General features: G+C 38.1%; 23 protein-coding genes. 10 read left to right on the top strand and 13 right to left on the bottom strand.

Features of this window, described 5'->3' with window-relative positions; all coding sequences use genetic code 11:
- The coding region (locus JHD79_RS00880; RefSeq protein WP_199117195.1) for a TonB-dependent receptor plug domain-containing protein at nt 1–1,092 on the bottom strand (1,092 nt) is incomplete at its 3' end.
- Nucleotides 1,093–1,201: 109 nt separating this feature from the next.
- Here JHD79_RS00880 and JHD79_RS00875 point away from each other — a divergent pair.
- Both JHD79_RS00875 and JHD79_RS00870 read left to right on the top strand, forming a co-directional pair.
- Nucleotides 1,202–2,869: a histidine kinase gene (locus JHD79_RS00875; RefSeq protein WP_199117194.1), complete on the top strand. Its 1,668-nt coding sequence runs from the start codon at nt 1,202–1,204 to the stop codon at nt 2,867–2,869.
- Nucleotides 2,866–3,561 carry a LytTR family DNA-binding domain-containing protein gene (locus tag JHD79_RS00870; protein WP_199117193.1) on the top strand — a complete coding sequence of 232 codons (696 nt, stop codon included), beginning with the start codon at nt 2,866–2,868 and terminating at the stop codon, nt 3,559–3,561. Before JHD79_RS00875 ends, JHD79_RS00870 begins: the two co-directional genes overlap by 4 nt.
- Before the next feature lie 64 nt (nt 3,562–3,625).
- On the opposite strand, the gene JHD79_RS00865 is transcribed toward JHD79_RS00870, so the two are convergent.
- Genes JHD79_RS00865 through JHD79_RS00855 form a run of 3 tightly spaced genes read right to left on the bottom strand, consistent with a single transcriptional unit; the run spans nt 3,626 to nt 5,540 of the window.
- Nucleotides 3,626–4,423: an ABC transporter permease gene (locus JHD79_RS00865; RefSeq protein ID WP_199117192.1), complete on the bottom strand. Its 798-nt coding sequence runs from the start codon at nt 4,421–4,423 to the stop codon at nt 3,626–3,628.
- Nucleotides 4,424–4,453: 30 nt separating this feature from the next.
- Entirely contained in the window at nt 4,454–5,362 is a 909-nt protein-coding gene (locus JHD79_RS00860; RefSeq protein ID WP_199117191.1) for an ABC transporter ATP-binding protein, read from the bottom strand.
- 1 nt (nt 5,363) lies between these two features.
- Complete coding sequence (locus tag JHD79_RS00855; RefSeq protein ID WP_199117190.1) at nt 5,364–5,540, bottom strand: hypothetical protein; 177 nt, start codon at nt 5,538–5,540, stop codon at nt 5,364–5,366.
- A 337-nt stretch (nt 5,541–5,877) separates the two neighbouring features.
- Between JHD79_RS00855 and JHD79_RS00850 the strand changes: the two genes are divergently transcribed.
- Nucleotides 5,878–6,912 carry a sensor histidine kinase gene (locus tag JHD79_RS00850; protein WP_199117189.1) on the top strand — a complete coding sequence of 345 codons (1,035 nt, stop codon included), beginning with the start codon at nt 5,878–5,880 and terminating at the stop codon, nt 6,910–6,912.
- A complete protein-coding gene (locus tag JHD79_RS00845) occupies nt 6,909–7,649 on the top strand; it encodes a LytTR family DNA-binding domain-containing protein (RefSeq protein ID WP_199117188.1) in 741 nt (246 codons plus the stop codon). The genes JHD79_RS00850 and JHD79_RS00845 overlap by 4 nt, the downstream gene beginning before the upstream one ends.
- Nucleotides 7,650–7,724: 75 nt before the next feature.
- On the opposite strand, the gene JHD79_RS00840 is transcribed toward JHD79_RS00845, so the two are convergent.
- The 5 genes from JHD79_RS00840 to JHD79_RS00820 form a co-directional block, all read right to left on the bottom strand.
- The gene (locus JHD79_RS00840) at nt 7,725–8,459 is read right to left on the bottom strand and encodes a 1-acyl-sn-glycerol-3-phosphate acyltransferase (protein ID WP_199117187.1); all 735 of its coding nucleotides are present in this window, start codon (nt 8,457–8,459) and stop codon (nt 7,725–7,727) included.
- A 79-nt stretch (nt 8,460–8,538) separates the two neighbouring features.
- Nucleotides 8,539–9,243, bottom strand: a complete 705-nt coding sequence (locus JHD79_RS00835) for a family 16 glycosylhydrolase (RefSeq protein WP_199117186.1) — start codon at nt 9,241–9,243, stop codon at nt 8,539–8,541.
- Between the two features lie 2 nt (nt 9,244–9,245).
- Nucleotides 9,246–9,800, bottom strand: a complete 555-nt coding sequence (locus JHD79_RS00830; RefSeq protein WP_199117185.1) for an NUDIX hydrolase — start codon at nt 9,798–9,800, stop codon at nt 9,246–9,248.
- An 85-nt stretch (nt 9,801–9,885) separates the two neighbouring features.
- Entirely contained in the window at nt 9,886–12,300 is a 2,415-nt protein-coding gene (locus JHD79_RS00825) for an outer membrane beta-barrel protein (protein ID WP_199117184.1), read from the bottom strand.
- Nucleotides 12,301–12,616: 316 nt separating this feature from the next.
- Complete coding sequence (locus tag JHD79_RS00820; RefSeq protein WP_233164502.1) at nt 12,617–15,049, bottom strand: TonB-dependent receptor domain-containing protein; 2,433 nt, start codon at nt 15,047–15,049, stop codon at nt 12,617–12,619.
- A gap of 133 nt (nt 15,050–15,182) precedes the next feature.
- Between JHD79_RS00820 and JHD79_RS00815 the strand changes: the two genes are divergently transcribed.
- Entirely contained in the window at nt 15,183–15,785 is a 603-nt protein-coding gene (locus JHD79_RS00815; RefSeq protein WP_199117182.1) for a thioredoxin family protein, read from the top strand.
- A gap of 97 nt (nt 15,786–15,882) precedes the next feature.
- On the opposite strand, the gene hisS is transcribed toward JHD79_RS00815, so the two are convergent.
- From hisS to pdhA, 3 genes are all read right to left on the bottom strand, one after another.
- Nucleotides 15,883–17,265 carry a histidine--tRNA ligase gene (hisS, locus tag JHD79_RS00810; protein WP_199117181.1) on the bottom strand — a complete coding sequence of 461 codons (1,383 nt, stop codon included), beginning with the start codon at nt 17,263–17,265 and terminating at the stop codon, nt 15,883–15,885.
- 606 nt (nt 17,266–17,871) lie between these two features.
- A complete protein-coding gene (locus JHD79_RS00805; RefSeq protein ID WP_199117180.1) occupies nt 17,872–19,527 on the bottom strand; it encodes a pyruvate dehydrogenase complex dihydrolipoamide acetyltransferase in 1,656 nt (551 codons plus the stop codon).
- A 141-nt stretch (nt 19,528–19,668) separates the two neighbouring features.
- Entirely contained in the window at nt 19,669–20,664 is a 996-nt protein-coding gene (gene pdhA, locus JHD79_RS00800; RefSeq protein ID WP_199117179.1) for a pyruvate dehydrogenase (acetyl-transferring) E1 component subunit alpha, read from the bottom strand.
- 692 nt (nt 20,665–21,356) lie between these two features.
- Between pdhA and JHD79_RS00795 the strand changes: the two genes are divergently transcribed.
- The 5 genes from JHD79_RS00795 (at nt 21,357) to JHD79_RS22925 (ending at nt 24,027) form a co-directional block, all read left to right on the top strand.
- A complete protein-coding gene (locus JHD79_RS00795) occupies nt 21,357–21,581 on the top strand; it encodes a helix-turn-helix domain-containing protein (RefSeq protein WP_199117178.1) in 225 nt (74 codons plus the stop codon).
- Between the two features lie 212 nt (nt 21,582–21,793).
- A complete protein-coding gene (locus JHD79_RS00790) occupies nt 21,794–22,348 on the top strand; it encodes a C40 family peptidase (RefSeq protein WP_199117177.1) in 555 nt (184 codons plus the stop codon).
- Between the two features lie 75 nt (nt 22,349–22,423).
- On the top strand, nt 22,424–23,527 hold the full coding sequence (locus JHD79_RS00785; protein ID WP_233164501.1) for a CapA family protein: 1,104 nt from the start codon (nt 22,424–22,426) through the stop codon (nt 23,525–23,527).
- On the top strand, nt 23,517–23,705 hold the full coding sequence (locus JHD79_RS00780) for a hypothetical protein (RefSeq protein ID WP_199117176.1): 189 nt from the start codon (nt 23,517–23,519) through the stop codon (nt 23,703–23,705). The genes JHD79_RS00785 and JHD79_RS00780 overlap by 11 nt, the downstream gene beginning before the upstream one ends.
- 193 nt (nt 23,706–23,898) lie before the next feature.
- Nucleotides 23,899–24,027, top strand: coding sequence for a hypothetical protein (locus JHD79_RS22925; RefSeq protein ID WP_255533701.1), 129 nt, complete (start codon nt 23,899–23,901; stop codon nt 24,025–24,027).
- An 89-nt stretch (nt 24,028–24,116) separates the two neighbouring features.
- Here the strand turns inward: JHD79_RS22925 and JHD79_RS00775 are convergent, their stop codons facing one another.
- On the bottom strand, nt 24,117–24,302 hold the full coding sequence (locus JHD79_RS00775) for a hypothetical protein (protein WP_199117175.1): 186 nt from the start codon (nt 24,300–24,302) through the stop codon (nt 24,117–24,119).
- Nucleotides 24,303–24,310: the final 8 nt, after the last annotated feature.

The raw sequence follows: 24,310 nt of genomic DNA, 5'->3' as shown, positions 1-24,310 counted from the left end.
TTTTTCCCAAGACTCTCCATTACGCATTAGTATACTGTCTAACACTTTTCCTATTTTGGCATAATCATATTGCAAGCTCGTTTTGTCATGATCCTTTGTTGTTTTGTTTAAGAATGCAGCCGTAATGGAATTATGGTTATTAATTAAAAAATCTCCACCAAAATATAACATCTTTGCATCGTCATGGCGATCTTCATCTTGTCTTTTATTTAGCAGATGAGTGGTTCCAGCGTCCATATTAGCTTGATTAGAAGTATAAAGGCCGTCATAATCAGAGTAGCGAAGGCCAAAAGTAGAAAACAAATTAATTCTGGCTGATTTATAGTTTAAACTTGGCGTAACCCTTGTTTCATTGGGTATGCCGCCAACTAAACTTAACTGTCCGTTTAACCCCGATTTTTTATTCTTCTTTAAGATGATGTTGATGATCCCCGCAGAGCCAGCGGCATCATAACGAGATGAAGGATTGGTAATGACCTCCACGCGCTCTATTTGGTCTGCAGGCAACTGGTCTAAGGCATTTCCTTGAGTAAGTCCAGAACGCCTACCATCAATCAGAATTAAAACATTACTGTTTCCCCGTAAACTTACACCCCCAGAAGGACTTACGCTTACCGATGGTACACCATTCAGTAAATCTAAGGAAGACCCTGCTTTTGATAAAACATCCCTTCCAACCTGAAACACTTTTTTATCTAGCTTTAAACTAATGGAGGGTTGTTCGCCACTTATTATAATTTCTTTTAGTAATGTAGCATCAGGCTGAAGATTAACAATTCCCAATTTAATGGACATGGCCGAATTGGCCAAGGGCTTAACCAAGGTTTGATAGCCTACTAATGAAAACTCTATTGTTAGACTATCTGTTGAAACAAATTCTAATTTAAATATGCCCTTTTCATCTGTAATTGTTGCTGCCAACAATCTGTTTTTTACATCTTTTAGGCGAACAGTTACGTAGGTAATTGGCGCTGCTGAAGATTGTTCTTGCACCGTTCCATATACAGATCTTGTTGGCGACGTGTTTACTGGTTGAGCTTTTCCGGTTGAATAACTAAACAGGATGCTGATGAGTATAAAAAGACGTTTCATGACACAAGTTTAATTGGCATTGGGTATCAAATGAGAGAAAACCATGTCAACTGCTCTATTTCCTTTTGAAATGCATTTTTCTCGTTGACGTATATACTATATTTGGGGAATGAGAAATTGTTTTTTTCTTTTTGTAATGCTGTGCTGTCTTTCTTCATGTAAGCCAGATATTAGCTTTAAAGATTACCCGCCAGTGTATAAAATAGGCGATGACCAAACATGGGTAAGAAACGATTTTAATGATACGGGCTGGACAGCTGAGCGGGGCAATACCAACAGCCATATCTTCTGGGTAAGAGCAAAATTAGATTTGATAAAAAGGCCAGAAGCACAACTGGGCTTAAAAATAGAGGGTTTCGGCGCCTTTGATGTTTATTGGGATGGAAAATATATAGGAAGCAATGGGCAGGTGATTGGTAAAAATAGACCAGAGATTCCAGGCAGTTCGACAAGTTATTTTGGCATTCCAGATTCATTGGCACAAATAGGGAGTCATTTAGTAGCACTTCGAGCCTCTCAAGCTCATTTGCCTAAAGTTCATCGCATTATAAATGTTGACCTAAGCAGTTATGAAAGTTTACTCAGACAACCCTTAATTGTCACGTCATTTATGAATTTAATGGCTGGTGCTTTTTTAATTGCGGCCATCTATTATCTTTTTTTATATGTAAATAGTAAGGTCAAGCAATTTACGGTTTTAATTTTTGCCGTCATTTGTTTTCTATTTTTTGCATTGCTCATTCTGGAATATATTAAGTTTTATGTAAAGATACCTTACACACATTTCTTCTTACGGTTGGAATTGATAGGTTGGCTGACTTTTTCGCTGGCCATGTTGGTGCCTTTATATTTTACTATTCAGTTTAAGTTTAAGCGGAAGAAAATATTGATGGGCTTACTTTTTGTTTCATTAGGGGCTATCTACATTTTTAACTTTGGCCATTATGATATCACAGCTATTTATTATAGTCTAGCCATGTGGGGCTTTTCTTTGGTAATCGTTTTTAATGCCATCTATCAGAAAGAAAAGGGGGGCATAATTGTACTAATAGGTTTGCTTTTGGGCATACTGATCAATCAATATCTATTCTATGATTTTAGCCTGTTTATCAGTTTTTGCCTTATTGTGTTGTGTATGCTCTATCTACATACCATTCAAATGAAAGTGATAGAAGAAGAATACCAATCCTCGCTGTTGCTATCTTCTAAATTGAAAATGGAATTGATCAAGAAGAATATTCAACCCCATTTTATAAAAAACACACTTACTTCTTTAATAGATTGGGTAGAAGAATCGCCCAAAGAAGGGGCGGCATTTATTCAGGCATTAGCGGATGAATTTGATATCATAAATAGCATATCAGAACAGGCGTTGATCCCAATTAAACAGGAAATCGAGCTTTGCAAAAAGCATTTGTCTGTCATGCAATTTCGTAAAGAGATCAACTACCAATGGGAAGAAGGTGGTATCGATGAGCATGAGCTTATTCCTCCTGCATTATTGCTTACCATTTTAGAAAATGGAATTACCCATAGTGCGCCACTTGCAGATGGAAGTTTTAAATTTAAATTATCATTTTCTTCGACAGTCGGCTATAAGCAATATACTTTTGAAACTTTTGCCGAAAATAGAATTAAAATTAAATCAAGAAATGGTGGTAATGGATTTATTTACATTAAGGCCAGGCTAACAGAAAGTTATGGGGATAATTGGATGTTTAAATCAAATGAAAATACTCAGGGCTGGATTTCGATCATTAGAATTTATACAAAATGAGGGTATTGATCATTGAAGATGAAGCTCGAATAGCAAAGAGGTTACAGCGTATGGCCGCTAGTTTTTTTGAGCAGACCTCTATAATTTATATTTGTGATTCTGTTCAAAAGGGAATGACTTATATAGAAGAGCACCAGATTGATCTTTTGTTATTGGATTTAAATTTAAATGGCGAAAATGGATTTGATATCTTGGAATCTGTAGTTTCAGAATCATTTCATACGATTATTGTTTCCGCTTATACCGATAAAGCAATTATGGCTTTTGAATATGGGGTGTTGGATTTTGTACCTAAGCCATTTGATGAGCATCGTCTAGGCCAGGCCTTTAAAAGGCTAAACAGCAACCTGAAAAGAACTGATGAACCGGTTAAATTTTTAGCGGTTAAAAAAGCGGGAAGCATTAAGTTGATTGCTATAGAGGATTTGCTTTACATTAAAGGGGCTGGAATATATAGCGAATTGCATTTGAGAAATGGGAATAGGGAGCTGCATGATAAATCGTTGGAAACATTAGCCCAATTATTACCCACATCTTTTGAGCGTATTCACAAATCTTATCTGGTGTCTTTAGCGTTGGCAGAAAAAATAATTATCCAAACGGGAAGTAAGTATGGGTTGCTAATCAAGAATGGCGAGCTACTACCAATTGGCAGAGCTAAATATAAAGAGCTAAAGCATAAGGTAATTTAGCCTAAAATAAAAAAGGCGGTAACCAGCCGCCTTTAACTATTAACTAAAACTAAACTAAAACTTTTTATTTGATGTTCTTCTTTGCCAGGATGAAATAGCCCGCAATGAAAAGTACAAGCCCATAGGTTAAGCTGACCCACACTTCTTGGGTAAATATTGGTAAATCTTCAGGGCGGGCACCTTTGCTTGCCGCTGTCATTCTTAAAGCTAATGTGGGGGCGCTATAAGGAATGAGATAAGCATATTTCCAACCTACATTTGCGGTAATGATCCCCATAATGGTTCCCACAAATCCAATTCCCATTGGTTTTAGAAAATCTGACCAGACAAGGCTAAGTATAAACTGTAAGGACAAAATACCTAAAGATGCCAAGAATAGCTTGCTATAGAATTTGGTCAATATGATGGCCGGATTGTAATCATTGAAAGTATATTTTGGAACTAATGCCTGCAATAAATAGCCCGTAGAATAGGTCAGCAAGGCAAAGAGTAGAATGCAGATCAACAATAGCATGGTGGCATAAAGATACTTTGCCGCATAAATGGAAAATTTATTTAGGGGCTGGGAAAAAAGTGTTTTCCAGGTGTCGTTTTTATGCTCGATGTTGTTAACAGAAAAAGCCATGAACATTACGTAGAAAGGCAATATCAACATACCCATTACGCCAAGTGCAGCACTGCTATATCGAAACCAAAGCATCATGCCCGCATAGTTGTATTTTAATATTTTTTCGGAACTGGTATAATAGCCAAAGGCAATAAGCCCACAGATAATCAATGGCACAATAACAGCGGCCCAGAAAGCTAAGGTTTTGCGAGATTTGTAGAATTCTGAAATAAAGGATATATATAAGGAACGCATGGTTGATGGTTTGGAATTGCTACTTAATGATTAATTTTTAGAGGTGATGTCCAAGAACAAGTGTTCCAAATCTTTTCTCTCTATACCTATACTGTAAACAGTTAGTCCATTTTGTACCAGTAAGGTGTTGATTTGCCCTACGTCAGCCTTGTTCTTATAGCTTATATAAATGGTATGTCCAGTTTCTTTTAAAATTTCTGCACCATGGATACTTAAGATATGTTGGGCTGCTTCAATTTTATCTGTTTCTATTTTTACGATTGGTTTGCTCAGGTCGTGCAGTTCGTTAATGGTTCCTTGAAATAATAGCTGCCCTTTGTTGATAATCCCTACATGTGTGGCTGTTCTTTCTATCTCGGCCAATAAATGGCTGGATACCAGAATGGTTTTGTGGTGTTTGGTAGCCAATTCGATCATCAGATTCCTAATTTCTATAATTCCATTAGGGTCTAGGCCATTTGTGGGCTCGTCCAACAAGAGGAGCTCGGGATCTGAAATTAATGAAAGTGCAATCCCTAAACGCTGTTTCATACCCAATGAATATTTGCCGGCTTTTTTGTTGGCGGCCTCACTTAATCCAACTAAGCTGAGCATTTCAGCTACCTTACCCTTGTTAATGCCCAAGAGCAGGCATCGGTTGGTTAGGTTTTCTTTTCCAGATAAATGGCCATAGATGGCTGGTTGTTCTACCAGAGAGCCCATTTTACTCAAGCTGGCTATTCGATGGCTATTAATCTCCTTGCCAAATATAAATACGGTATCTGCTGGTGATTTTAAGAGATTCAATAAAATCTTTATGGTCGTTGTTTTTCCGGCACCATTAGGCCCCAAAAAACCATAAATACTTCCTTTTGGAACCTGTAATGATAAATCTTTTACCACTACCTGTGAACCAAAATGATAATTTAGTCCTACCGTTTCTATGGCAAATTGGCTCATCCTATTTTAGAATTACCGTAGCAGCCTTAACAATTGTGTTGGCAGTGGTCGCAGTAGTTTTTGCGCTAATCTCTTTTTCTTCAGAATTATTGATGTTAATGGTGAATGCAAATAACATTACCATAAATATTGGGAATAATAAAAGTAAAAATGGCGATACGTTGGTTAACTTTTTCATGACTTTATAGTTTTATTATTAGTGGTTCTTTTAATTTGTCTGTTACCTGTTTTTGTTTTGTTGAACAAATAGAATAATTATCGGAAACCTGTGAAAATGTTTTAGACCAAGCGTAAAATATTATAGATAAACGGTAAAAAGCGCTAGTTTTATGAATCATTGGGCTAAATTGCCCTTTGGTAGAAAAAAAATGCCTGTTGGTCGAAAGGAGTTGTGCTAAAGTGCCTTTAATGGCTACTTTGGTTGATTGTTTTTCGTTGGTATATACCTTGAAATCATAAAATAACAAGAAACGCTCGGCCATAAAGCCATTTATAAATGACAAGACATCATCATAATGAGAGATAAGAGTAAGGCATCGATTATACTAAACGCCATTTTTTGGGGGATCATTGTTGTTATTATAGCTATTGCACTGTTTTTTTCAAAAGAAAAACATACCGCAAAAGATTATATCATCACTTTTGGGGTGTTAGGGATCTTAAATGTCTCTACATTTTATATCAACTATGTGCTGTTGATCCCTGAACTCATTAAGAAACGTAAGAAATATTGGATATATGTCTTTTCTTTTATATTTCTTATTATAGTGGTAGCTGCTATTAAGACAGCAATAGCAGTTTTAAATCCAGAAGAGACCTTGGTCTATCGTTCCAATGGAAAGCGGGAGACCATGAGCTTATACATTTATGTTATAAACTGTGTATTTAGCGCTGGTTTTTTTCTGGTTTCCAGCTGCATTATCCACTTTACGGTCGATTGGTTCTCTAATGAGCGCATACAGCGTAATCTGGAAAGTGAAAAGAAAGATATGGAGCTGCAATTTCTGAAGTCGCAACTTAATCCACATTTTTTATTTAACTCCTTAAATAACATCTATTCGCTGGCTTATCAGAAATCAGATAAAACAGCAGATGCCATATTGAAACTTTCTGAAATAATGAGATACATGATATATGAGAGTAATGACAGTTGGGTGAGCTTGGATAAAGAGGTAGAGTATGTACAGAGTTACGTAGAGTTACAAAAGCTGAGGTTTAAGGATGGAGCAGCCGTTGAAATTAGCATCAATGGAGAAATAGATGGACAAAAGATCGTGCCCCTCATATTGATTTCATTTGTAGAGAATGCTTTTAAGCATGGGGTAGCCAATGACCATAATGACCCGATCAGGATCAATATCATCGCCAACCAGAAAATCCTGCATTTCAGTGTAAGCAATAAAAAAAGTACAAATAATAAAGATGCAATAGGAGGAGTAGGCCTGAACAATGTAGAGCGTAGATTACAATTACTATATCCCGATCGTTATAAATTAAATATTGTAAATTCGGCTACGCATTATACCACAGAACTAATGTTAGATTTATGATTTTAAAATGTATTGCCGTTGATGATGAGCCTTTAGCGCTCGATATTATTGCTGACTATGTGGCCAAGGTGCCCTTCTTGCAATTGGTAAAACGTACAGAAAGCGCTATTGAGGCCATGCAATTGGTGCAGGAAGGAAATATCGATCTGGTATTTCTCGACATACAGATGCCGGAACTGACAGGGATACAATTTTTAAAGATTGCCGGTAATAAGGCGAGTTATATCCTAACAACAGCCTATTCCCAATATGCCCTGGAAAGTTATGACCTTAATGTCTCCGATTACCTATTGAAGCCTATTGCTTTTGATCGTTTTTACAAGGCGGTAGAAAAGGTGCGTAACCAACATCAAAAACAAGAATTAGCAGTAGTTGCCCCCGTACCAGAACCAGTTGCCGCACCTGTTACTACAGCAATACAAGATTTTATCTTTGTTAAGACAGAGCACAAAATTCAAAAGATTGAGCTCGATGATATTCTCTATATAGAGGGACTAAAAGATTACATTTCCATATTTACCAAAAATGAAAGGGTAATTACGCTTCAAAATATGAAGAAAATGGAAGAGACCCTACCTAAGGGTGATTTTATTAGGGTGCATAAATCCTACATTATAGCCGTAGATAAAATAGAGAGTATCGAACGTAGTCGTATTACCATTGCCGGCAAAATCATCCCGGTAGGAGATACCTACAGAGATGCCTTCTTTAAACTTATCGATGCTAAAAACGTTTAGCATGCTTGTCATCTTGAGAACAAGGCGAAGAATCTATTTGGTTTAGATGCCTCTTGTCTCGAAATGACAGCCGTTTTATTGCCCAATTTGTTTCTTAATTGCATTTTCTGCCTGTAGCACCAACTCTTCAGCATGGTGTTCACCGCTCTCTATAGGTGCTAAAACCGTCCACTTTATGGGCAGTAGCGTGCTTAAAGGATAAGCGCCATAACGTACAATTTTCCAAGAGTTCTCTATGGCCACTGGAACAATCAATGCATTGGGGACTATTTTGAGTAGGGTAGCAATTCCGCCTACTAGAAAAGGCTTCATTTTTCCATCTTTTGAACGTGTGCCTTCTGCGAAAATGACCGTACTCCAATTACTTTCTTTCATTCGTTTGCCCAATTTTATAATCTCTGAAATGGCTTGTTTGCTATCTTTTCGATCGATGTTGGCACCACCACCATACTTAAGGTTAAAAGAAATAGATGGTATACCTTTGGTCAGTTCTATTTTAGAAATGAACTTTGGATGATGTTGACGTAGAAACCAGATCAATGCAGGAATGTCGTACATGCTTTGGTGGTTGGCCACAAAAATAATAGGCCTGTCTTTTGGTAATTGATAAATGTTCTTGAAACTGGAACTGTTAAGTAACGTGAGTTGCGAATAGGTAAGGAAGAAATTGAGGACATCAACAGATGATTTATGGGCCGAATAGCCAAAAAATCTATAACAGACCCACTGTATGGGGTGAAAGATGCCTAAAAATAAGCCGAATACAAGATAAAATATAGGGGTTAAAATATAGCCAAAAAACTTTTTCATCAGGATATAATTTTTTTCTCAATGGTTGATGAAGCAATCGTGAGCAAATTTATTTTTAAGTGTATGCTCATGAAGGTCATCATTTTTTATATGGGGTGTACTTAAATAAATCTACGTATGCAAAGGTAGGAAGTTTTGCCTCTTTTATACTACCTGCCCATTTAACAGATTTAGTAGCCCATAAATTAAAGATAACCTGCATGGGCTTATGGGGTACGGCACTTGTAGTACGATGAATGAGCTGTCCATCTATTTCCCATTCTATTGAATCTGGTCTCCAGTGAATTACATAAGTATGGAAATCTTTGGAGCTATCAAATGATAAGCTAATTTCTTTGTCGTGGGAACGGCTATCCACCCAATGGTTTAGGGTAATTGTTTTGGGGTATTTACCGCTAATTTCAAAATCAATCTCGGTATTATGTGCTGCGTTAGGCCGGTATAAGAAAAAAGCGGTAATACAGCCTAAAGCATCCGATGCTTTTAACCGAGCTTCAAAACGCCCATAGAGAAACATTTTTTTTGTACGGAGTTCTGCACCGGTAAAGTCTTTTTCTTTATACCTTTTTGAGTGGAGCTCAAGTATCATGTTGCCGTTTGCCAAATTCACATTATGGTCTGAAAAATGGGCCATATTATTTTCGAAAGTATGGTTTTCTGCATACCAATTGCTATCGTAATGGTTATTGAAATCTTCGGTAAAGGCTCTTTTTTGTTTGAGGGGACTTTGTGTTCTGCAGGCCAAAAATAAAGCGGAAAAAATAAAAAGGAAACAAAAACGCATTTTTAAACCAGTCCTTTCTCTATCATAAGGTGTACTTTAAGAATAGCAGCTACACTTATGCTATCTGTAATTTCACCATCCATTACCATTTGGTAGGCTTTTGTGAAGGGGACTTTCATGAGCTGTAAGTCTTCGGTTTCTTCGGGTTCGGCTTCACCTTGTATTAAATCTTGTGCCAAATAAATGATGGCCAATTCGTCGCTCACCGAATTGGAGAGGTGCATTTTTTGTACTTCGGTAAGTTGATGAGCAATAAGGCCGGTTTCTTCAGCCAATTCTCGTTTGGCATTAAGTTCCAGATCGGTACCTATAGGTCCGCCACCTTCCGGGATTTCCCAGCTATAGGCTTTTAAAGGGTACCGGTATTGCCCAACCAACCAAGTGTTATGCATTTTGTCCAGAGGTAATATGCCAATGGCGATATTTTTGAAGTGTACTTCCCCGTAAATGCCCTTTCCTCCCGACGGGTTAATGACCTGATGTTCGGTTACGGTAATCCAATTGTTATTGTATTTTTCTTCGCTATTAAGGGTTTGCCAGGGGTTTTTGTGGATCATTGAAAGTGATATGTTTTACGATGCAAGTTAGGCATTTCTGCGAAATGTAAATTCCCTAGCTAAATATTTGTCTCTCAATGTTGTCTTAATTGCTGGAAGTAGTAGGTGGAGGAGGCACAGTAACTTTGTTCATTTTAACCTTAGTGAAACGGTAATTTAGGTTAAAGGTCACATTGTTGGTGTTGTTACTGCCATAGCTGTTTGAGAAGAAGTTAAGCCCCTCGTTATAAATGGAGTTTCTTCTGCTCCTAAAAGGATCATTAGCACTTATTCGAGCCGAAAGTGTATTCTTTAGAAATGATTTTCTTGCGCCAAAGCTAGTGCTTATAGAAGCTTGGTTTCGGCCCTGTGCCGTGACGTTATTGGCATAGTTAAGATTGGCCTCGAAAGCGGTTTTATAAGGTAACTGCATAGAAAAGCCGGCTCTTGAACGAATGCTTATACCATCTCTATTCAACGAGCTATTGAACGCCGAAGTATAATTGCTTTGTATAATGCTCAGGTTGCCATTGGCCGATATTTTTTTGGTCGGCCTGTAATTGCCAATGAACATGAACGCAAGGGAATAATTAGTGCCTACGTTGTTAAAGGTGCTTTCAGAAATACCATTCGGATTAACAAAACGATATCTTTCTATCACACCGCTGGCGCTTGAGTAGGAAATTCGGGGGGTAAATGACCATTGCTTACCGAATGCACCAAAGCTAATATCGACCTGATGGGTGTATGATGGAGCCAGATCTGGATTTCCGTAAGAAATGTTAAGGGTATCGGAATTGTTTACCTGAGGGTTTAAGGTGTTTTCTCTTGGGCGGTTAATTCTTACACTATATGAAGCGCCAATATTGTACCTTTTTCTGAAAAAGCGATTTACAGATAAAGAAGGAAAAAAGCTTATATACGGATCTACATTATAGGTCTCTCCCGTAGATAAGTCGAAATTTACATTGGTGTATTCACTACGTATGGCCACTTTTGTAGACCATCCGTTTTTACGATAGTTATAAGAGAGGTATCCGGCTAAAATATTTTCATTATAGAAAAACTTGTTGCTTAGCTTGGTATTGGTAACGTACTGTTGTGTTTTGTAATTAAAATTTTCTACCAATAAATCATTATCGTTTTTGCGATAGTTGTAAGCAATACCAAATTCTAAGCGGTCTCTTTTTTTGAAAGTGGGCTTATCATAATCAAGGTTAAAATTAATACCATGATTGCCTATTTCGTTATCGTTTTGTTGTAGGCTTGGATTTAGGTTCGTAGGAAAAGCATATGTTCTTTCGTAACTCCTCAGCGAGTTGCTGGAGTTGGTGTTAAGGGTAAAACCTGCGGTCAGTTTTCCTCCGGCAGTATCGGTGGTTAAGCTATAATCGGTATTAAATACAAAGTTGTTGCTACTGGCATCGCCCAGGTTGATCTGGTTGCGTAAACGCTTGGTAATTTCTTCTTGGTTAATATAGTAAAAATCGTTGCCCGACCAACTGTCGCTACCATTCACATTATAACTGGTATTAATGCGGATATTTTGTTTTTTACTGATATCCCAATCTAGTGCAGCCCTAAAATTGCCCCCATTACTTTCATTTCGGGCATTGTTAAATTGGTTGTAATAAAAAGTGGTATCGGGGAAGAAATTGGTTCTATAGCTTTCGTTATTGCTTTTGCCAATGTTGGTCCTATAGGCACCCCCACCGGTAATGCTATAGTTTTTTCCACGATAAGAAGCATTGGCATTGGTATTGGTGTTGCCCTGTAAGCCTGCAGCAATGCCTACGTTACCATTAAAGCCCACCTTAAAGCCTTTTTTCATGACAATGTTGATAATGCCCTCTCCATCTGCAGAGTACTTGGCGGGCGGGTTGGTCATCACTTCTATTTTTTCGATGGCATCAGAAGGGAGCACGTTTAAAAGATCGGCAATATTGGAAGTCATATAGTCTGATGGTTTGCCATCTATAAAAACCCTTGTACTCCTTTTGCCAGATATGGTAGTATTGCCGTCAATATCAACTTCAACCATGGGTACGTTTCTCAGCACATCGGTAGCTGTACTTCCTTCGGCCAATATACTGGAGCCCACATTGTAGGTAATGACATCGGCACCCACTTCAATAACTGGTTTTTCGGCAGTGATCACTACTTCATTAAGATTGTTTTGTTCTGCGGCCAGTTTTAAGGTTCCCACATTTTTGTCGAGGTCCTTGGCGGTGATGATCACCTCATTTACATACGTAGTGCCAAACCCTACGTAACTTACCTTTACTTTGTAGATTCCGCTTTTTAAGTTGGTGAATTTAAAGAAGCCATTCTCATCTGTTTGGAAAGTGAATAAAGGTTGTTCTGCTCCTGCTTCAAAAATAGCAACAACAGCAAAAGGAATGGGAAGTCCCCCTACTTCTTCGGTTACTTTTCCTCTAATAATGCCTTTTTCTATCGTTTGAGCTTGGGCGGAAAAGTTGATAAGTATAACATGCAAGGCTAAGATGAGTATATTCTTCAACGTTTGTTTTGGTCTAAGGATCAAGGTAATATATGCAAGATATTAAGAAACAGCATAAAATTCAACTTTATGCTCCTATTTGGTTATACTATAAACCTAAAGATAGCATGTAAACATTATCAAACAAGAGTGATTATTAGCTAGTTCTTATAGCATCTTGCCATGCAAATAGATAGGTAATGTTGTTGTTTTGCATACTTGCTATTTCAAAGTGATCTTTTTTCGTGTTTTTGATATGAAAAATCCCATAAGGTTTAATTTTCTTACGGGATTTTTTTCTTTTCTTTAAAAATTTTTAAATGTTGTATCGAAACTTTTAAAACGTTTCTTCGTCAGGTCTCGGACCTTCCTGATTAGCTTTTTTATTTTTCTTCTGGCTGAAGTCTGATTTTCCGAAACGATAAGAGAAAGTTAAGGAACCCATATTGCCAGCCCTAGCTCTACTAAAGTCTATAGAAGAACCTGTATTTTCAAATTCCATCTGGAATTTACGGGTGTTGAATAGGTTTCTAATGTTGAAGCTTAAACTGGCTTTTTTGTTCATCAAGTCCATTTTAGCCCCTGCATCAAAACCGTACATGGCCTTAAAGGTACCTTGCGCAGTTACTTCATTTGAACGATAATCGGCTCTTAGTTGTAAGGTAAGGTTATAAGGTAATGAAATGTTATTGGTAAGGTTTGCATTGTAGCTCACCCCTTCATTATCAAAGGTTCCAAGACTTGGTACTCCTGCAATCTTTCGGTGATATAAGTTGAAATTGGTCGTGAAATTCCATTTCTTCACTACATCAAATTTTCCAATTAGCTCAATACCGCTGTTTTTAGCATTCGTGAGGTTTTGTGGTATGGTTAGGCTAATTCCATCTTCAAGTTGATACCTTATACGTTGGATTACATCATTGGTTTTACGGAAGTATACTGAAGAGACCAACGAGAATTTTTTGAAAAATCTGCTGTAGCTAAACTCAAAAGCGTGCACATCTTCAGGTAGTAGATTAACGTTACCCATGCGGTAGTTGTATGGATCTGAAACGTCTAAGAAAGGATTAGTGTCCCAACCACGGGGACGATTAACCCGGCGGCTGTAGCTTAATTGAATTTGTTGTTCGTTTTTAAGCTTTTGCGTTAGGAAAATACTCGGATACAAACGGGTATAAGCAACTCTTCCAGGTGTATAACTGATGTTTCTGTTCATGTCGTAAGCACCCATTTGTGTTTCTAATGCAGCATCTTCGCCCCTTAGACCTATTTGATAGCCAAAGTTTTTAATTTGATTTTGATAGTTGACATAAAGGGCATGTACATAATCTTCACTGTTAAAATCATTACTTAAGGTACGGCTAAATTCGTACACATTGTTAATGAGCGAGTCGGCAACGGTACTGCTATTTGAATTGCGGAACTGACTTCTATAACCAGCTTCTATGCGTGAATTTGCATTTAGTGGCAAAGTATAATCCAGCTGCACGTTGTAATTTTTGTTGTCGCTAGGTCTGTTGGTCCGTTGTTGAAATAATAGGGGAGAAATAGAAGCCCCATTTTCGAAGTATTTGCTCGTGTTGAATAGCTGATATGAATTATTGCTTCCTTGGGCATAGCTTGCATTAAAAGAAAGCTCTTCTCCCTTTTTCTTGAATTTTTGGAGAAAATCTAAACTCAGGTCATAATTGTTGCCTTTACGATCCCTGTTGTTAACCCTATTAGATAGGTTTACGGGAGAATAGGATTTACTGTATTCGTTAATACTTAAGTTTTCATCTTCTGTGTTATCTCTAGAATTGAAGCCTCCCGAAAGACTTACCGTGCTTTTATCAGTAACATTATAGTCTATACCCACTTTTGCATTGTGGCCCTTTTCTAATTCGTTAGAAATGTTGTTTTGGTTTATATACCCAACACCTTTGAACTCGTTGTCATAAGAAGTGTTGTTGTAGCCACTACCAGGTCTGTTCCCATAACGATAGCTGTAATTTGCATAAAGGTTAATGTTTTTGTTTTGAAAGGCAAGATTGGTCGAAGCATTGTAGTTGTCTCTGTTCCCTGCGGTTAGTGCTACATTGCCGTTAAGACCCAGTTTTTTATTTTTCTTTAGGATGATGTTAATAATGCCCGATTGTCCTTCGGCATCATATTTGGAGGAGGGATTGGTAATTACCTCAATACTCTCTATGGAGCTTGCTGGGATAGAAGCAAGAATTTGGGCTACATCGCCGCCACCAATGAGTGATTGTTTGCCATCAATTAATACCCTTGCGTTCGAACCCCTCAACGACACATTTCCGTCCATGTCTGTTTGTACTGAAGGTACATTTTGTAGAACATCTGTGGCAGAACCACCTTCGCTTACTACACTTTGGTCTACCGAGAAAACTTTCTTGTCAATGCCCAGTTGCATGGTAGGTCTTTGAGCCGTAACATTAACTTCATTAAGCAGGTTTCCTTTGCCCGTTTTCATTTTGATGGTACCCAAGTTTATGTTTTTAACGGAATTGGTAATGGCTACAGAATCCCTGACCATGGTTTGGTAGCCTACATAGCTGGCCTTAAACGTATATATGCCATTAGCTAGGTTGGGAATGGCAAAATTTCCTTCTAAATCTGATTGAACAATTCTAACGGTTGCTTTTGTTTTTCTGTCGGTTAGTACGGCAGAAGCGTAAGGTATGGTTTCATTGGTTTGTGCATCGATAATTTTTCCACTGATTTTTCCACTGTTATTTGTTTGACCATAAATTTTTACAGTTATCATACAAATAACAAGTGCTAATAAAAGAACTTTGTATTTAATCCTATCCATTTAATTCGGTTTTATTTATGTGGGCACAAATCTCGTGAATTAAGGCTTTAAAAGATAGGCGTAACCATTTTATTACAGCGGTTTTATGCTCAATTACAGTAATATTTTTGATAAAGAAGCAGTAGCTTATGATAGCTATAGAAATTTGGTAGATGAGCTTTTGGCTCAAGGAAAAACTACCGGTCCAGACAATTCTGAAGCGATGTTACATTACACCAAAATGAATGTACAGCGTATGAACAGGGTAGACAAAACCACCGTGCTAAGCGATGAGTTGTTGAGTACCCTAAACAATTTAAAGGGAAAATATAATTTGTTGGTCATTACCGAGGGTTGGTGCGGTGATGCGGCCCAGATTGTGCCGGTAATTAACAAAGTGGTATTGGCTGCACCTGATCAATTTACATTGAAGTTGACGCTACGGGATAAGAATCTTCCATTGATTGATGCACACCTAACCAATGGCGGAAGAGCTATTCCGGTTTTGTTGATTTTGGATGAAGAAGGAAAGCTGTTATTGCCCAAGTGGGGGCCAAGGCCAGCTATTTTACAAAGTCTTTTGGCAGATTGGAAAAAAGAAGGTGTTGAAATGCCAGAGTTGGCAGAAAAACTTCACGGTTGGTATGCCAAAGACAAAACCCTAACGACCCAGCAAGAACTTAACGATTTGTTGAAGCAGTTACGTTAATAGTACGTCATTTCGAACGCTAGAGAGAAATCTATCCGACAGCTGTACTAATAGCACAGATTTCTCCTCATGCTTCGTCGAAATGACGGCAGGGCAATTATTTCAGTCGTTCAATAATCTCTGCTAAAACTAACTTCTGCTGCTCACCACTTGCCATATTCTTTAAGGTGAGCTGGCCACTCTGAATTTCTTCCTCTCCAATTAATATAACATAGGGGATATTTTTGGCATCTGCATAGCTCATTTGCTTTTTCAGCTTAGCTGATGTTGGGTAAAGTTCGGAAGATATATGGGCATTTCTCAATGCTTGGAGGATGGGCAAAGCATATAATTCGGCATTTTCATCAAAATTACTGATCAATACTGTGGTACCTTGTGCTGCCGATGAAGGAAATAGATTAAGTTCTTCCAGCACATCATAAATTCTGTCTGCTCCAAAAGAAATGCCTACACCTGTTAAATCTTTTAGGCCAAACATGCCGGTTAAATCATCATAACGGCCACCACCACCAATGCTGCCCATGGCAACTTCATTGGTTTTTACCTCGAAAATACAGCCGGTATAGTAGTTTAGCCCACGGGCTAAGGTAATGTCTAGTTCGATAGCTGTTTTAAGTTGTGGGTTGTGGGTGGTGAGTTTGGATACATAATCAAATACAGTTTCGATTTCTGAAATGCCTTTTAGACCAATTTCAGAATTGGCTAAAACAGACTTCAAACTTTCCAACTTTTCATTGTTAGCACCTTCCAATAAAATAACAGGCTTCAATTTATCGATATCGGCTTCCGTAAATCCACGCGCTAAGAGTTCTTTGGTTACCCCCTCAAAACCGATCTTATCTAACTTGTCAATAGCAACGGTCATATCTACAATCAGCTCAGGTTTGCCAATAATTTCGGCAATACCGCTTAATATTTTGCGGTTATTGATCTTAATGTCGAAGTCTTTTAAACCTAAGTTGGTTAAAGCTTCATGGTAGATTAAAATAAACTCTGCTTCGTTTAATAGGGAAGGGGAGCCTACCACATCGGCGTCGCATTGGTAAAACTCTCTATAGCGTCCTTTCTGCGGTCTATCTGCACGCCAAACAGGTTGCACTTGGAAACGCTTGAATGGAAAAGATATTTCGCTTTGGTGCATGACCACATAGCGGGCAAAAGGTACGGTTAAGTCGTAGCGAAGTGCTTTTTCTGATAATTTAGAAATTGCAAGCTGCGAGTTGCGGGCGGTAAGGAGTGTTTCGTCAACTTTAGCTAAATAATCGCCAGAATTAAGGATTTTAAAAATCAGTTTATCACCCTCGTCGCCATATTTACCAGTTAGGGTTTGCAGGTTTTCCATGCTGGGTGTTTGTATTTCTGCATAACCATATTTGCGGAAAACAGTTTTGATGGTGTCGAAAATATAGTTGCGTTTCACCATTTCCTGTGGTGAAAAATCTCTTGTTCCTTTGGGTAAGCTTGGCTTGGTAATTGACATGTGGCAAAAGTAGTTAATTAAGGCGAAAGGTAAAAGGTATAAGACTTAAGGTTGGGCTGTCATGTATGGGGAATTTGCTCGTCATTTAGATATGGTTCTCGGCGTATTTAGAAATCTGGCAAATCGCAGTCTCTCTTCTTTAGATTTCTCTTCCTTACAGCCATCAAAATGATGTGCATAAGGGTTAATTTTCGAAGGTGGGCCATTATCTTTCCAAGACTTACGAAGTTTCAAAAACTTCGTAAGTCTTCAGTCCTATTATTTTAATCGAGCTGATTGCTATTTCTTTACTAAAAGGCTTAATAGCTTCTCCATGAGGGAATATTTGCAGGCTTTTGTTATTTAAACTCGATTGGAGTGGAAATACTTTTGCTTGAGATTGCTTCGTTCCTCGCAATAACGAACATGGCAAAAGATTGAAACGAAAAGCGGGACTGGCATGAATAGTAGTAACAAGATTGCTTTTTTTAAAAAAGAAAAGGCTCCCAATTTGGAAGCCTTTTGAATATTATCGCTTGTCATTCTGAACGAAGTGAAGAATCTGATTAGATTTCTCGTCGCTACGCTTCCCTCGAAATGACAGCGAGGGGAATGACAGTTGTTTGATTATGCCAACAACCTAATTGGTTCTTCTAACAAACCTTTTAAAGTTTGCAAGAAAGCTGCACCAGTTGCACCATCTACTACACGGTGGTCGCAGCCTAAGGTTAACTTCATTACATTTCCTGGTACTACTGCGCCATTTTTAACTACTGGTACTGCTTGTATGGCACCTACAGATAGAATTGCACCATCTGGCGAATTGATGATCGAGGTAAACTCATCGATACCAAACATACCTAAGTTAGATACGGTGAAAGTTGAACCTTCCCAATCTGAAGGTTGTAGTTTTTTAGCTTTTGCTTTAGCACCGTACTCTTTAACCTCAGCAGAAATATGAGATAAAGATTTACCGTCAGCAAAACGAACAACTGGTACTAATAAACCATCTTCAACTGCCATGGCTACACCAATATTGGTGTGTTCATTAAAACGGATTTTATCGCCTTGCCATGAGGAGTTAACCGCCGGATGTTGTTTTAAAGCAACAGCCACTGCTTTGATTACGATATCGTTGAAAGAAACTTTTACCGGAGCTACTGCATTGATTGCCGTACGGGCTGTCATTGCATTGTCCATGTCGATACTGATGGTTAGGTAAAAATGTGGTGCAGTAAACAAGCTTTCGCCTAAACGCTTGGCAATTACCTTACGCATTTGCGAAACGGGTTTCTCTGTATATTTCTCTTGGCCAACATAGGTTGGGATCACTGGGGCAGCAGCTTTTTCGGATGAAGCCGCTGGAGCATCAGTTTTAGCAGGTGCAGCGGAAGGGGTAAAGTTTTCGATATCTTTTTTAATGATACGACCACCTTCTGCACTACCAGCAACCTGTGCCAAGTCAATTCCTTTTTCCTTTGCAATTTTCTTAGCCAAAGGCGATGCAATGATACGGCCACCGTTTGAATTAGAAACAACCTGAGCTTTTTCTTCTTCTTTTGGCGCTTCTTCTTTCGTTGATGATTGTTCACTTTGGTCTTTAGTCTTTTGACTTTCAGCTTTAGACTCAGCACCACCAGCTAAAATGCCAGACACGTCTGTGCCTTCTGGACCAACAATGGCAATAATACCATTTACTTTGGCAGCTTGGCCTTTTTCAACACCAATATGTAATAAAGTACCAGTTGCATAGCCCATTACTTCCATGGTGGCCTTATCGGTTTCTACGTCTGCAAGTACATCATCGTCTTTTACTTTATCGCCTACTTTTTTATGCCATTCGGCAATAACACCTTCAGTCATGGTATCACTTAGCAAAGGCATACGAATAACCGTAATACCCTTTGCAGAAAGTTCTGCTTCGCTTAAGCCGCCACCTTGTGCAGCTTCTGCTTTAGTTTCTTCTTTTGGAGCTTCGGCAGCTTTTGGGCTTTCGGATTGCTGACTTCCAGTTTCTGCAGCTAAAGCAGCTTTGTAGTCTTCGCCTTCCTTACCAATAACGGCCATTGGCGCATCGATAGGTACGGCTTGTCCTTCTTCAATGCCAATATATAACAAAGTCCCATCCCAATAGGACTCCATGTCCATCGTCGCCTTGTCTGTTTCAACTTCTGCTAAAACATCTCCGCTTTTAACTTTATCGCCTACCTTTTTGTGCCACTTCGCCAAAACCCCTTCGGTCATGGTGTCGCTCATTTTAGGCATCTTAATTACTTCAGCCATTTATATATCTTTATTTGAATGCTTGTCTTTTGCTCTCTTGTCATCCTGAACTTGTTTCAGGGTCTGTTTAGCTGATGCTGAAATAAATTTGCTTTGCAGCTACTTCGTGGTCAGCATGACGTGAGTGCTTAAAATTAAAAATTAAATTTGTTGAAAAGGATAATCTTTTTGAACGTAAATATCGGTGAACAATTCTTCAGGTTCTGGCCATGGAGATTCTTCTGCGAATTTTACGGAAGCATCTACAATCCCTTTTACTTTTTCTTCGATTTCGGTAATCCAAGCTTCGTCGGCATATTTTTCTTTAAGGATAACTTCTCTTACTTGCTCAATTGGATCTTTAGCTTTATACTCTTCCAATTCTTCTTTAGTACGGTATTTTGCAGGGTCAGACATGGAGTGTCCACGGTAACGATAGGTCCTCATTTCTAAGAACGTTGGGCCTTCGCCAGCACGGGCACGTTGAATGGCTTCGTCCATGGCATTGTGTACTGCTACAGGGTCCATACCGTCTACAGGGGCACAAGGCATATCGAAACCTAAACCAATTTTATAAATGTCGGTCATGTTGGTGGTACGCTCTACCGAAGTCCCCATGGCATAACCATTGTTTTCGCAAATAAAAACTACAGGTAATTTCCATAGCATGGCCATGTTAAATGATTCGTTCAAAGCACCTTGACGCACAGCACCGTCGCCCATGTAACAAATATTTACATTTTTGGTGCCTTTATATTTTTCGGCAAAAGCAATACCAGCACCTAAAGGCATTTGCCCTCCTACAATACCATGTCCTCCGTAGAAATTATGCTCTTTACTGAAAATGTGCATAGAACCGCCCTTGCCTTTTGAGCAGCCAGTTGCTTTTCCGTACATCTCGGCCATGATACTGTCGGCACTCATACCTAACGCTAAACCATGAGCGTGATCTCTATAAGAAGTAAGCATTGAATCACCAGGGCCCATTGCAGAAATTGCCCCTGCGACTACGGCTTCCTGACCAATGTATAAATGACAAAATCCCCTGATCTTTTGCTGACCATAAAGTTGCCCAGTCTTCTCTTCGAACTTGCGCATTAGCAACATCGACTCAAACCACTTCAAATAGGTATCTTTATTAATTTCTACTGCACTCATGTTTTGATGTTATAATTTTATTTACGAGAGCAAATCTAATTTATTTTCTTGTATTTTTTTGTATTGGAATATGTAAAAACATCATGAGGTAAGCATTAAACCAACAGACTTATTGGTTTTTATACCGTTTTTTGAAATGGTAAATTTTACACGGTCTATTTGGTGGTGTGTTTAAGGATGCTGATTTTAAATAAAACAGAAATATAATTTTGTTTTACTACACTTTGCCCTAATTTTTTATTTGTAGGTGAAATAATTATTATTTTGATAAATTCTTTTCATTCATGAAGATAGTTGTTCAAATAAATTCTGGAATCGGAATATTTTTGTTTAAAACTATCGACCAAACACTTAACTTCGGCTCTGTTTGGCGAGGTTAGAAATAGGCAGTTTGAATCCACCTTGGATTCCTCATTTGTGAGCTTGTTGTGGTCTTGGTCAACTTTATAGACCTCGTATAAAACAAGTGCAGAGCCATTTGCATAGATTTCTTCTGAAAAGAGAATCAAATAGGTTCGATCATGTAACCATTTATTTTGCTTTTCGGTGCAGCTAGAAAACAAGAGTATAATTAAAAAAATAATGAATTTGAACATAATTGCGTTAAGTTTTAACTTAAAGCTAGGCAATAATAATTTAAAATTAGGCATTTGTGCCTAAATAATATTTAAGCTTCTATCCCACATTTGGCTATGTCAATGGAGTCAGATGATATCAAACAGCTAGAAGCTTTCGGAAGTAACCTAAGAGCAATTAGAAAGGAAAAGCAGCTCACCATGGAGGCACTTGCTAATTTAGCAGAAATTGAACTCTCTCAAATTTATAGGATTGAAACAGGAAAAATCAATCCCAAGCTGACTACCCTGATAAAAATTGCGAACGCATTAGGGATAAGTCCACGGGAATTTTTTAAGTAGTTTATCCAAGGATAATTGGTTTTGGGCTGTTGAAAAAAATAAAAAGCTGGCTTTTTGGTGTGTTATGCCCTTAATTGTAAGTGAATTAAATTTTTAACATGTTAATATTTGGATAAGCCAGTACGATACTTTAATTTTGCTACCCTAACAATAAGCCCGTAGTGGTGTACGTTAAGTGTAAGTGTTGTTTACCCAAACTTAATAGTATAACTATGATTAAAAAGTTTTTGTTTTCTGCTTTAATTATTCTCTCTACTTTTTCGGCAACATTTGCCCAAAGTAAAACCAAAGAAGCTAGCAAAGTAGAAGACCCTGACAATTTAGCCTCGCAATATTTTTCGCAAGTAATGGGCGTTGCGGTAAATGCAACTTCAAATTTAAAGCTTTATAAATTCATATACGAGTGGATAGGCACTCCTTATCGTTTTGGTGGCAACACTAGAAAAGGAATTGATTGTTCTGCATTTACAAAAGCAATTTACGATAAGGTTTTTAATACCGATATTCTTCGTAATTCTCGTGATATTTTCAGTATGGTTAATCCTTTGTCTAAAGATGAGCTGAAAGAAGGAGATTTGGTTTTCTTTAAAATAAAGAGTCGCAGTATTTCCCATGTAGGGGTCTATTTAGGCGAGAATAGATTTGCTCATGCATCGAGTACCAGAGGTGTTGTAATCAGTAATTTGAATGAGCCTTATTATAGTAGGTATTTCTATAAGGGTGGTAGAATTCTGGAACCTGGAGATCAGGGATTTATTGAAGAATAATTTTGATAAAAGATTAAGAAACAAAGAATATAAGATATAATCCTTTCCGGTTTCGGAAAGGATTTTTTTTGGAATATGATGAGGAAAATTTTAGGACTGATAGGATGTATTGCGGTGACCTATCTCTTGCTAAGCTGCCAGAATAAACCTATTGAAGCTAAACAGGCAGTTAAAACCGATACAGCGAAAGTAAGGAAATTAAAAGATACGCTCCATATTGTAGCTGTTGGCGATATGATGCTTGGGTCTGCTTTTCCAAGCCAATTGACCCTTCCTCCAGATGATGCCATCAATAGCTTTAAGGCTGTTGATGCCTTTTTAAAGGGCGATATCGTTTTTGGGAATTTGGAGGGATGTTTTTTGAATACGGGAAAATCGGATAAATGTAAAGGGATAAATCCAAATAACTGCTACGCCTTTAGGATGCCCGATCGTTATGCTGGAATATTTAAGTCGAGCGGTTTCAATGTGCTGAGCGTTGCCAATAACCATGTAGGAGATTTCAACCATAAAGGAAGAAAAAATACCACCAAGGTATTGGATTCCCTTCAGATCCATTATGCAGGCCAGCTTGAAAAACCATTTGATATTTTTGAAGTTGATAGTATTAAATATGCCTTTTGTGCATTCGCACCTAATGAGAATACTGTAGACATTAGGGATATTGAAAATGCTAAAACATTGGTGGCCAAATTAAAAAAGCAGGCAGATATTGTAATCGTATCATTTCATGGTGGAGGTGAAGGGGCCAAATTTGAGCATGTCACCCGTAGAACAGAAATCTTCTACAAAGAGAATAGAGGTAATGTGTATGCTTTTGCCCATGCGGTAATCGATGCAGGTGCAGATGTGGTATTGGGCCATGGTCCACACGTTACGAGAGCTGTTGAAGTTTATAAAAATAAGTTTATTGCCTATAGCCTTGGTAATTTTTGTACCTACGGTATGTTTAGCTTAAAAGGGCCAAATGGCATTGCGCCTTTGCTGCAGCTCAAGATAAATGCCAAAGGCGATTTCCTGTATGCCGATGTAGTTTCTGTAAAGCAGGATAAGATTAATCGCTTAACTTTGGATGATACTCATGCCGCCTTTCAGAAAATTAAGTCACTTACAGATACAGATTTTAAGGGGCACAGGTTGAAGTTCGAGAACAATAGAATATCCTTAAATGAAGAATAAACTTACCTTACATTATGTGATTGGAATTACCGCGTTTGCAATTGCGCTGTACGCTTTGTATTTGCTTTATCTAAATCCAGAGCGTACTAAATCTCTAATCATTACCATTATTGGTTGCACCTTGGTTGGCGTTGGACAAATGTTGATTATTAGACGGAAAAGTTCGAAGGATAATTAAGATGGGTACGGGTTAATTTTGCATGTCTCAGGCCCCTGGCTAATCCTCTTCGTTCTACTAAAATTGACCTTGGCTTATTCGGGATGAACAAATTAGTCTATTTTTTACGTTTAACAGAACAGGAGGCAATTTGTACCGATTTGTCGGTAGTAGTGGATTTTATTTAAAAGTTTGTATAGTTTTAAAGGTATAGATGAGCTTCGCTATCGCTACGGCTTTGCATACTTTTTTCATCTACAGGAAACCTAAGTATACCGAAAGCATGAATACCTTAGAGGGAAATGGATTAACCATGAATAAAAGTTTGTCTGCAAAGCGATAGACTATATATAGTAGTATAAAGCTGATATTTTTTGAGCCTGATCGTAATCTTTAAACGTATTTTTATCCAGAAAATTCACGTTAAGTAACTTAGGCTTCGTCTTTGGTATTTTTGATCAATCCGATGCCTGACATGAAAAAAATAATGCCAATAACACCGACGACAATAAGTTCTCTAGTTCCAGTGCTGTGGTTTAGAAATCCCCAACCACAATAAATTAAGCCAATGATGCCGAGAATGGTTAAAATAGTGCCAAAAATTCGTTTTACGTTCATATTAATAG

This window comes from Pedobacter sp. ASV28, from assembly GCF_016428855.1.
Classification (GTDB): domain Bacteria; phylum Bacteroidota; class Bacteroidia; order Sphingobacteriales; family Sphingobacteriaceae; genus Pedobacter.
Note: the sequence above shows the minus strand (reverse complement) of the source record. Positions and strands in the feature narration are given on the sequence as shown.